Below are 9604 nucleotides of genomic sequence, written 5' to 3'. Positions count from 1 at the left end.
GTCAAGGAAGACAGGGACGTTGGGGCGGGCCTTCTGTCGTAACTGCATCATCAGCCGGTCTTGGATCGTGGTGCGATGGCCGAGGATGTTCATGCTTTGACTTTCCTCTTCTGGCGGTTGGCGTTCCACTCCATCACGTCGGCGCGGCGGTATAGCCGGTAAGGGCCGACCTGAACGGGCGCGGGCAATTGACCCCGCTCGATGTGGTCGTAAAAGGCCTGTCGGGACATGTCGCACAGGCCGGCCGCCTGGATCATGGTGATCAGGTCCGCACGGGCGAGGGCCGCAACCAGTTGATCTTTCTGGGGAATATCGCTTTGTGTTGTCATGACGTAAATAAATGCTTGCGCGAAGGATTTGACAGGGCTACTCTGAACCGGTGACGACAAGATGTCAACAACTAACAAGGAGGCAGCCGTGCATATTAAAACTCCCTATTCCGTTATTATTTCACTGGCCGTCGGGGCGACGATTGTCTTCCCGCTGGGCGTGTCGGTCGTCCTGGCTGATGTGTTGAAGCGCGAGGAATCGGCAAATGTCGTCCTGACACCGCTTGAGGAAGCCTGCCCCGACCGCTCGGATTATCTGTGCGTCCTTGCCGAAGCCCAAAAGGAGTCCCGTCATGGAAAACAATAATATCCTGTCCGGGACGGAACGCTTGCTCCGCACCCCCAACCCCCTCGCCGCCGACATGCCCCGCGTGGCGACGCTAATCCGTGAGTATCAGGAGCGGAACGTCAAACGCCCGGAGTCCCGCCAATGAGCGGCGTTTTTCAAGGAATCGGCGTCTTCGTGATCCTGCTCACGATCTGCGTGTGTTTGAGCCACCTGATCGAAGACAGGGAGTTGGAATCCCACCCCGAAGTTTACGAGAGGATCATGTGATGGTAAAAACCAAGCCATTCGCCGGTCGGTCGCAATCCACCATCGCTTTCCTTCAGTTGGGTTTGGCGGTGGATGCCCTGCTGGACATGGACATTCACGAGGTATGCAAGGCCGACATCACCGACGACGAGCGGAAGCCCATGCTGGCATCCGAAGCTCTGACAGAACTCAGCAAGGCATTTCGTGATTTGGCGTTCGTCGCCGGGAAGCACGAGCGGGCCATGAGGACGGATGTCTGACCACAATAGAAAGAAGGATTATGCAGCAGAACGAAGAACCCCAAGACATTCGACACAAGCTGAGGCGGTTGAAAGAAATTCGCTATGTCGCCGAAGATGACGGATGCCTTGATCTGTCCGCGGGTCTGGCCGAGTCTGACGATTTTCGATCCCTATGCCTGGAGATCGCCGAGGAGGCGGTTGAGAGAGAATTGCAGGCCGAAGTGATCGAGGCACGCATCAAGGAGTTACAGGCGAGAAAACAGCGAGTCACGCGAACCGCCGAAACTCTTCGGGATGTCGTCCTGCAATGTATGGACATTCGCGGGGAAGCGACCATCGCCTCCCCCATCCTCACTTTGAGCATCTCCCGCCGCAAGCCTGATATCACCATCACGGACGAATCGCGGCTGCCTGCCAAGTTTTTCGTGCAGCCACCCCCGGAACTCGACAAAAGGGCTCTGCGGGAAGCCGTGCTGATCGACGGCGAAATCATCGACGGGGTGACGGTTGGCAATGGAAAAATCAGTTTAACGATCAGGAGGAAGTAATGTCAGACATCGCCCACCGGAGCTATTCGGCCTCGCAACTCACCCTCATTCGCCGCACGGTCGCCAAAGACACCAGCCAGGATGAGTTCGACCTGTTCATTGAGATTTGCAAGCAGCAAGGTCTTGACCCGTTCAAGAAGCAGATTTACGCCCACGTTTACAACAAGGACAAGGCCGACAAGCGGCAACTGGTGATCGTCACCAGCATCGACGGCTACCGGGCGAAGGCGCAGCGGAGCGGAGATTACCGGCCCGCCGAGGACGCCGTGGTGTTTGAAACCGACCCGACCGCCAAAGATCCCGATTCCAATCCGGCGGGATTGGTGAAGGCCGTCGTCAAAGTGTTCAAATTCGGCCCCGACAGGCAGTGGTATCCGGTCGCCGGCGAGGCACGGTGGGACGAGTTCGCCCCGCTGGAACACGCCGCATTCGATTTCGTGGACACGGGCGAGGTTTGGGAGGATTCGGGGAAGCCGAAGAAGAAACGGGTGCCCAAAGGCAAACGCACGCTCAAGGAAGGCAATTGGAAGAACATGCCCCATGTCATGCTTGGGAAGTGTGCCGAAGCCCAGGCCCTGCGAAGGGGCTGGCCGGAGGACATGAGCGGGATGTACGTTCAGGAGGAACTGGACAAGCTCACTCTCGACATGTCGGCGACCGAGGCCGTCGAAGCCTATGAGCGCGACGAGCGGCTCAAGCGGACGGCATCCAAGGACACCATCCCCGCCATCTTTGAAATGTCCGGCGGGCTGCAACTCATTCCGCTGGGCCAATTCGCTGACCGGACATTGGAATACGTTGGAACGCTTTCTGACGTGGCGGCGCTGGACTTCTGGAACGACCAGAACGTCCACGGTCTCCGGCAGTATTGGTCTTACGCCCCGAACGATGCCCTGGAGCTTAAAAAGAAGATGGAACACCTCCGCTCCCGTCTGTCGGCCGCGAACATGGAAACGGCGGCGTGACCGCGTTGAGCCCGTCCGACATCTACCAGAAACTCATCACGGCCGGGACGGAATGGGCCGAGGCGAATGCCGCCGCCGATCTCTTCGAGGAAACCAAGAAAGTCGTGCTGTCCAAACTCGCCGATGAAACGGACGGGAGCATGGCGGCCAGGGAGGCCCATGCCTTTCGCCACCCCGACTATCTGAAGCACGTCAAATCAATGGTCGAGGCGAGGAAGATTGCCAACATCGCCAAGGTGCGCTATGCGTCGATTCAGACGTTTGTGGACCTGATGCGGACCAAGGAAGCCTCCGAGCGGGCGGCGAACAAACACGCAACTTAACGAAGAAAGGAATCACTGCATGACCAAAGTCGGACACAACAAGGCGGGTGGCGTTGCCGTCGATCAACTCAAGAGCATCATCGACCGGGTGGAGCGGCTGGAATCCGAGAAGACCGCAATCGGCTCCGACATCCGCGATGTGTTCGCCGAGGCCAAGGGCAATGGCTTCGATGTGAAAGCCATCCGCAAGATTCTCAAATTGCGACGGATGGACGCCGGTCAGCGGGAAGAGGAGGAGACGGTTCTGGACACATATATGGCCGCCCTCGGGATGCTTCCTTTGTTTGAAAGCGAGGATGAGTGACAATCGAACTGGCAACCGGCTCGGCCTGCTTCACCCAAGAGCCTGATTCCTGTGGCGAGGGCATACAACTGCTCGATGTTTCGATGGAAGATGCCGGCGGTGGAAAATTTTTTGTCATCAAGACTGACCGATGGGCATTCGACAAGATCGAGGATTTGGAGGCGATTCTGAAGAAGGTCAAGAAGATGTTCGATCATGGTGAATCAGTATGAGATTGGAGTCCTGACATGAAGTCCATCACCCTGATTCTAACACTCGCATGTGCCGCTATCCTTTACGTCATTTTTGTGTTAGACAGCACATCGGATAACTGGTCAGCGGGCTACGGGGCCGTTTATCGGGAGCAAACGCTTTACGAGAGGAGTATTCCATGATGAGATTCGCCATCTTTCTCTTGGGATGCCTTGCAGGTCAGCTCCTTTGGAATTGGCTGGTTCCATGAAGCAAATTCGCCTCATACCTCAACCGGACGGTTCCTTTATCGACTGGGGCCGAAACGCGACCATTAACGGCGTTCGCGGAGAAGGACCGGCGTTTTGTTATTATGGCGAGGCTGCGGAGGTAATGCGGCTGGCTCTGAAGCACACGAATCCTACCGAACGGAAAAGCTGATGAGTGAGATCGAACAAGAGGTCAAAACCTTCAGCGTCCATTACCAGTGTGACGATTGCGGCGTCGGTGAAATGGCTCCGACCGGCATCATGCTCATGACTCACTCGCCCCAATACCCGCATAAATGCGACAAATGCGGGACAGGGCGGACGTTCGCTGATCGGTATCCGAAGGTCATCACCCGCACATGATCTGTAACCCCACCATTGCCTGCCGGCCTGTCGACATCCCGGTCATCGAGCGGATCATGATGCGGTTGTATCTGATGACCAGAGATGAACAGTGGGCCGAGTCGGCCAGCAGGCTGCGCGAGTTGCCGTCATGGGCAGATCGTATCGAGAGGCAGCGTGAGGGATGGCGAAATGAGCTTTGACAATCACGCAGAGTCGGGCATCCGCTTGGGAAAAGCGGTCATTGACGCCTCCGGCCGTTCCCATGATCAGAGAGGGATCACGGGGCGGATGGGCCTCGAATTCACGGCACGACTTCGCCGCCTGCGCGTGTGGCAAGGGTATCCAGGATCTTCGGATCGGTGGTCAAGGATACCGACCGGACACTGCCATCACCCATCAGGAAATTGACGGTATTGGTATGACTGCTCCCGAATTTGGCATTGGTGGCGCTGACATCGGCGGATTCGGTGATTGTCTTCGCCACAGGCATGGCAATCCCCAATGCCCGGCTAAACGTCCATGGATGATCACCATTGAAAAAAGCCGCATCTCCCTTGCTCGCATCGCCATACAGACCTTGTTGGACGTGTTTGTCTCCCGCGAACACCGTGTTGCTCAATCCGTCCGTGATGGACGAAAAGCTCACCGGAAAACGCGAGGTATCGATGTTTGCGTTCGACGGGACATCAATGTGAACGAACGCACCGTTGCCGGTTCCGACCCCGTTCCATGGGAATGCGGGGTCTCCGTTGCCGGAACACACGGCATAGTCACCGAGAGAACCCTTTCGTGGTTGAGACGGATCAAACACCCCGGCCGGGGATCGATAAACGTCAGCGCTCAGTTGTGGTGGCGAACGACGGCTGGGGCAAAGGAAAATCGAGACTTGAGCCTGGCGGGCGGGGTCCGTCTGGTCGTAATACGAAATATTCATGTTCCAGGCGTTGTAGGCATTGCCCTGTTCCAAGTTTGGCAGGATCAGGGTCGCCCATGAACCCCGGACGATGTTCGCCCCGCTGGCATTGAACCGGGCGGGCGGCAGCTTTTCCGCCATGTCATGGTAGTTGTGCAACGCCAGTCCAATTTGCCTCAAATTGTTGGAACACTTCATCCGATTGGCGGCTTCGCGGATCTTCTGGACGGCCGGAAGCAACAAACCGATCAGAATGGCGATGATGGCGATTACCACCAAGAGTTCGATGAGCGTGAACGCACGCCGAATCCAAAAATGTGCGAGGATGTGACGAGTCATGGGTCTTCCTGTCAAAGAATAGAAGGCGAGTATGAACGACGACGGATCTTGTCCGGCCACAACGCACGAAAAAATCACCCCACAGTGAGTTACCTGAAGGAATTCGTCGCCACTCCCAGGGAGTCAAACACCGTTTCCATTTGTGCAAGATCAACTCTTCGAACACCCCGGTCGCCGTCGCACAACACATGCATCAACCGCCCGTTGGCAGTGATAAATGCCTGCTTGACAGGAGAACCGGCCGAACCCTCGAAAAGAAGAGAATATTTGTCGCCTGATTCACGCCAGAATTTGATCATCGAATCACGTCCCGTTGTCACAACGACATCATCGCGGATATGATTGATCGAAGTAATTACTCCTGCATGAGAATCTGCTTGATGTCGCAATAATTTCAGCGATCTTGCGTCAAGAACAAACAAATTTCCGCTCGAATCCCCCGCAAACAATTTTTTATCGGAGCCAAGGCCGCGATGACTCAAACATGCGATTGCCGACGATGTCACTCGGGCTTCGGCCAGATTCGTGATGCCGTCTGCCCCGATCTCGCAAGTGGTGAGATCTCCGTGAATGCTCCCGCTTGACAGTTGATTGTCATCAATCGAGTATTCACGCCCCATGTCGAATCGATTCCTTGAATGAGATAACCCGGCGAACTGAGAAAAAATCTGTTTCGGTCGCATGCCATCCCGGCTCCAAACATCGATCTTCGGCCCTGGAAAAGTGACAAGATTATTGAGTGGTCCGAAGGAACATCCCCAGAAAGGGGAACGGGCTTCAATTGACTGATCGATCTGATTGCTGGACGGGTTCCACAGCACTACTTTACCATCAACCTGATTCGTCACGTTACCGACCGCCGCAATCCATCGCCCATCTGGCGACATCTCCAGGCTGCAAGACCCCTGTTTGGAATTGAACAGGTTTCCGATTGATGTTTCATTTAGCTTGTCCGGCCTGGCGCCCGAAATGTTCCAATGATTTAACCATGTCTTGCCGCCATGAGGCGGAATTGTTCGGCTGCCCATGGTGACAATTGATTCCCCGTCATGGCTGACAGCCATTGCCGACAGATACTCCCTTTCCCCGGCCACAAACGAGACAATCGCCGGCTTTGTGATCTGACAGACATGCAATTGATCTCCTCCCACAACGAGAGCGAAACCAGAATTGCCCGCCTGAGCAATCAGGGGATTGCCTGACAATTTTCGAGTGTTCTTTGGAAAAACATATTCCAGTGTGTTGATCAGATTTGTCGTTGATCTTATTTGGAGCCGGTCATCACACATAACCAGCGCATGATGGGCATCGCGAGTGAATATTGCCGAGTCGGCGGAAAACGAGAGTCCGGCAAAAGTTAATAATTCAACCAGATTGACACAAGGATTGAACGATCCAAAGTAAGTTTTTCCATCGTTCCTGTAGATGGCATATCGATCATCATCGGAAATGCCGGCCAGATGCCTTGCCACCATTGCCGGTGCGAAACCAAGAGTGTTGAACTGGCGGAGTGTGCCTTGGTATACCTGGTCAATGGTGTCCGCATAAATAGATTCTGATTTGTTCGCCGGGTGAATAGTTCTGATCACTTCTTTTGCGCGGAATTCACCCGTTAATTTTCCATCGGCTATCCGATAACAGCCGGCCAGCCCTTTTGAGGGTCCGGTTAATTCGGTCTCCCGGCACACGTACACAGACGCTGAGTCTCCATGCCGGGTATCGGGGGTAATGGAGTAAAATTTTCCCATTTGGGTGTTGATGGCCCGTGGCAAGTCATCGGTTTTGGCCCATTTCCAGCAATAGACAATCCCCGCTCCGGTTGACCCGGCGACGAGCCAGTTTCCGTCCGCGGTGAAGGCCAGATGCTGGATGCCCAATTGGCTCGCGTCTTGCACGCGGTGATCGGCAATGAACTTGTCCGGCGAGAATCGGATTTCTCGAATCACTTTCCCGGTCACAAGGTTAATCACATCAAGGGCCACCTTTCCGTTCACAAGCGAATAATACCCGACAACCAAGACTTCGCCATCCGGATGTGTCGCCAACCCTCCCGCCACCTCCCGAAGCTCGATCTTATGCGATTCGACAACGTCAAAGTTCCAAAGGCAGTCGAACAGACTGCTCCGAATCGGAGTGGCATCTTTGCCGGTGACGGCAAGTCTTGACGCAACCTCTAATTCTGCGAGGCTTTTCAATATCCAGCCCGGTTTGCGGTTCGACGCCCTGATTTGATGTCTGTTTAGGATTTCGTAATATTTTGCCGTGGAAGCTCGTTCTTCCTCGGCCAATCGTTCCATATCCCGATGCTTCCGATTGAACGAATACCAGACAATTCCTGAGATTATTGTCGTGAGCAACAACCCCATTGCCGTGAGGGAAAGCAATTGTGCTTTGCGTCTGCGATGCTCCGCACGAGTGCCGGCCTCGGCCCTCGCCTTGCCCAGTTCGGCATCCAGCAATTTTTGCTGCACGCCATCCAAATAGGCGCGAACCTCTCTGGCGACTTCGCTTGCGTTAGACGGCCGTTTGGAGGGATCCGGGTCAAGACAGCGGGTGGCGAGGCTGACCAGGCCGGGGTCGGTGGCGTCAGCCTTCAATCGACCGAGGGCAGGGCCAATGTCGCCCCTCTTTGCAGCGTCAATCAGTTCAGAACCCTTGTCGGCCGCATACGGCGGTTGCCCGGCCAACACACAACACAGAATGGCCCCGAGGGCAAAAACATCGCTTGGCGGGCCGATCAAATCCGCATGGCCGTTGGCCTGTTCCGGCGGCATGAACGCATATGTGCCGAACACCTGGCCGTGCTGGGTCCGGAGATCGCTGTCCCCGGTGCGCAGGGTTTCGACCGACAGGGAGGATCGGCTCAGATCTTCCCTACCTCCGGCCGACAGCACTTTGCCGAGGCCCCAGTCCATCACCTGCACTTCGCCAAAGGCGCCGACCATCACATTGGCCGGTTTCAAGTCGCGGTGCAGAACTCCCCGGCTGTGGGCAAATGCCACCGTCTGGCAGATTTGCTCGAAAATCAGCAAAAACCTCGCTCGGTCCTTTTCCAGCGACTTGTTCGCCAGGCTCTCGTCCATCAGTTCGGCAAACGTCTTGCCGACGATTAGTTTCATTGCGAAGAACGGACGACCATCGGGCAACATGCCCATTTCGTGGACGGGGGCGATTCCAGGATGCTGCAACTGGCTGGCGATTTGGGCCTCCTCCTTGAATCGCGTCACCAAGTTCGGGTTTGTCAACGGTTCGGCCTTCAACACCTTTAGGGCAACCTTGCGTTTCAGCGGCCGGTGATAGGCGGCCAGAACGATCCCCATGCCGCCGACGCCCAATTCGTTCCATACCTGATACTCGCCGAATTCATGCGGCATAAATGGCGAATTGGGCTTCCCGTCCGGGGGGGCTCCGCCCCCGGCGGTGCTGTCAAAAGGCTTGACGGCCTCCACGACGAGACCCCGGTCCGCCAAAAACTCAACGAGATCGTCCCGCAAATCGGGAAACCGGGCAAAAAATATCGGGACGGGAATCGGTTCGCGGCGATCCTCGGCCCGCATGTATTCCAAAACGGCCTCGTCGAGCCGCCTTTCATGATCGGCGCGGTTGGCGTCGGCGACGATCCCCCGGCTTGCCAGAAACTCGACGAGGCCATCCCGCAACTCCGGGTGCCGGTCCAAAAATTCTTGGACGGGAAGCGGATTGCCCCCGTCCTCGGCCCGCATGTATTCCAAAATCGCGGCGTCGAGTTGATTTTCGTGATCAGTTCGATGATTGGGCGTGGGCACTCAACAACTCCTTGAGGTTTTGCAGGCCGCGGCGATACAATCCGGCCACCTGGCCCTCGGTCTTGCCGAGTTCCTCGGCTGTCTCCTTCAGGCTGAGGTGCAGCAATTCCCGGGCGATGACCACGTCTCGCTGGTCGTCGGGAAGCCGTTGAATCATGGCGGCCACTTCCAAGGTCAGTTCCTTCCTCACCAATTGTTCCAGCGGCGTGTCGTCGGAGACAAACACCTTGGTTTCCCAATGGGCCGTCGATTGATCCAACACCTGCTGGAAAATTTGCTCCCGGCTCACATCCCGTTTGTCCGCATGCTCGGCCCGGAACTTGTCGATGTAAATCCGATCCTGAATCTTCTCCAGCCAAGCGATCCGCTGCCGGTCCGTCTCGCCGACACATGGGGGCGTCGCCGGATCAGCCGCCCGCAACAGGGTTTCTTGCACCAGATCCGACTCGTCAAACCGGACACGAATCTTTTGGTTCATCCCGATCACGCGGGCACGGGTTTTCAGGTACGCGCGATAACGCGCAAGATCCCAATTC

At 56.1% G+C, this 9604-nt stretch carries 15 protein-coding genes; 11 read left to right on the top strand and 4 right to left on the bottom strand.

What is annotated here, in order from left to right; genetic code table 11:
* Positions 1-89: 89 nt before the first annotated feature.
* Positions 90-329 carry a helix-turn-helix transcriptional regulator gene (locus tag BGIM_RS0145605; RefSeq protein ID WP_029632085.1) on the bottom strand — a complete coding sequence of 80 codons (240 nt, stop codon included), beginning with the start codon at positions 327-329 and terminating at the stop codon, positions 90-92.
* A gap of 61 nt (positions 330-390) precedes the next feature.
* Between BGIM_RS0145605 and BGIM_RS64365 the strand changes: the two genes are divergently transcribed.
* From BGIM_RS64365 to BGIM_RS0145555, 10 genes are all read left to right on the top strand, one after another.
* Positions 391-636, top strand: a complete 246-nt coding sequence (locus BGIM_RS64365) for a hypothetical protein (RefSeq protein ID WP_029632083.1) — start codon at positions 391-393, stop codon at positions 634-636.
* The gene (locus BGIM_RS65695; protein WP_020476245.1) at positions 623-763 is read left to right on the top strand and encodes a hypothetical protein; all 141 of its coding nucleotides are present in this window, start codon (positions 623-625) and stop codon (positions 761-763) included. Before BGIM_RS64365 ends, BGIM_RS65695 begins: the two co-directional genes overlap by 14 nt.
* Complete coding sequence (locus tag BGIM_RS68005; protein WP_020476244.1) at positions 760-885, top strand: hypothetical protein; 126 nt, start codon at positions 760-762, stop codon at positions 883-885. Before BGIM_RS65695 ends, BGIM_RS68005 begins: the two co-directional genes overlap by 4 nt.
* On the top strand, positions 885-1124 hold the full coding sequence (locus BGIM_RS0145590) for a hypothetical protein (protein ID WP_020476243.1): 240 nt from the start codon (positions 885-887) through the stop codon (positions 1122-1124). Before BGIM_RS68005 ends, BGIM_RS0145590 begins: the two co-directional genes overlap by 1 nt.
* A gap of 20 nt (positions 1125-1144) precedes the next feature.
* Entirely contained in the window at positions 1145-1654 is a 510-nt protein-coding gene (locus BGIM_RS0145585) for a siphovirus Gp157 family protein (protein ID WP_020476242.1), read from the top strand.
* Positions 1654-2619 carry a phage recombination protein Bet gene (gene bet, locus BGIM_RS0145580; RefSeq protein ID WP_020476241.1) on the top strand — a complete coding sequence of 322 codons (966 nt, stop codon included), beginning with the start codon at positions 1654-1656 and terminating at the stop codon, positions 2617-2619. The genes BGIM_RS0145585 and bet overlap by 1 nt, the downstream gene beginning before the upstream one ends.
* Positions 2616-2942, top strand: coding sequence for a hypothetical protein (locus BGIM_RS0145575; protein WP_020476240.1), 327 nt, complete (start codon positions 2616-2618; stop codon positions 2940-2942). Before bet ends, BGIM_RS0145575 begins: the two co-directional genes overlap by 4 nt.
* A 19-nt stretch (positions 2943-2961) precedes the next feature.
* Positions 2962-3246, top strand: a complete 285-nt coding sequence (locus tag BGIM_RS0145570) for a DUF2312 domain-containing protein (RefSeq protein WP_020476239.1) — start codon at positions 2962-2964, stop codon at positions 3244-3246.
* Positions 3243-3458 (top strand): hypothetical protein, encoded by a 216-nt coding sequence (locus tag BGIM_RS0145565; RefSeq protein WP_020476238.1) that lies wholly within the window; start codon positions 3243-3245, stop codon positions 3456-3458. Before BGIM_RS0145570 ends, BGIM_RS0145565 begins: the two co-directional genes overlap by 4 nt.
* Positions 3459-3857: 399 nt before the next feature.
* Positions 3858-4049: a hypothetical protein gene (locus tag BGIM_RS0145555; RefSeq protein ID WP_020476235.1), complete on the top strand. Its 192-nt coding sequence runs from the start codon at positions 3858-3860 to the stop codon at positions 4047-4049.
* Positions 4050-4332: 283 nt separating this feature from the next.
* On the opposite strand, the gene BGIM_RS0145545 is transcribed toward BGIM_RS0145555, so the two are convergent.
* Together BGIM_RS0145545 and BGIM_RS59555 are read right to left on the bottom strand one after the other, a co-directional pair.
* Positions 4333-5283 carry a DUF1559 domain-containing protein gene (locus BGIM_RS0145545; protein WP_020476233.1) on the bottom strand — a complete coding sequence of 317 codons (951 nt, stop codon included), beginning with the start codon at positions 5281-5283 and terminating at the stop codon, positions 4333-4335.
* Between the two features lie 89 nt (positions 5284-5372).
* Entirely contained in the window at positions 5373-8603 is a 3231-nt protein-coding gene (locus BGIM_RS59555) for a protein kinase domain-containing protein (RefSeq protein WP_238537848.1), read from the bottom strand.
* A gap of 45 nt (positions 8604-8648) precedes the next feature.
* Here BGIM_RS59555 and BGIM_RS67685 point away from each other — a divergent pair, with 45 nt between their 5' ends.
* Positions 8649-9083, top strand: coding sequence for a hypothetical protein (locus tag BGIM_RS67685; RefSeq protein ID WP_238537850.1), 435 nt, complete (start codon positions 8649-8651; stop codon positions 9081-9083).
* On the opposite strand, the gene BGIM_RS56155 is transcribed toward BGIM_RS67685, so the two are convergent.
* The coding region (locus tag BGIM_RS56155; RefSeq protein WP_040892306.1) for a sigma-70 family RNA polymerase sigma factor at positions 9043-9604 on the bottom strand (562 nt) is incomplete at its 5' end. The two genes, BGIM_RS67685 and BGIM_RS56155, sit on opposite strands and share 41 nt — an antisense overlap.

The sequence above is a fragment of the Zavarzinella formosa DSM 19928 genome (genome assembly GCF_000255705.1).
Classification (GTDB): domain Bacteria; phylum Planctomycetota; class Planctomycetia; order Gemmatales; family Gemmataceae; genus Zavarzinella; species Zavarzinella formosa.
This window is presented reverse-complemented; position numbering and strand designations above follow the sequence as displayed.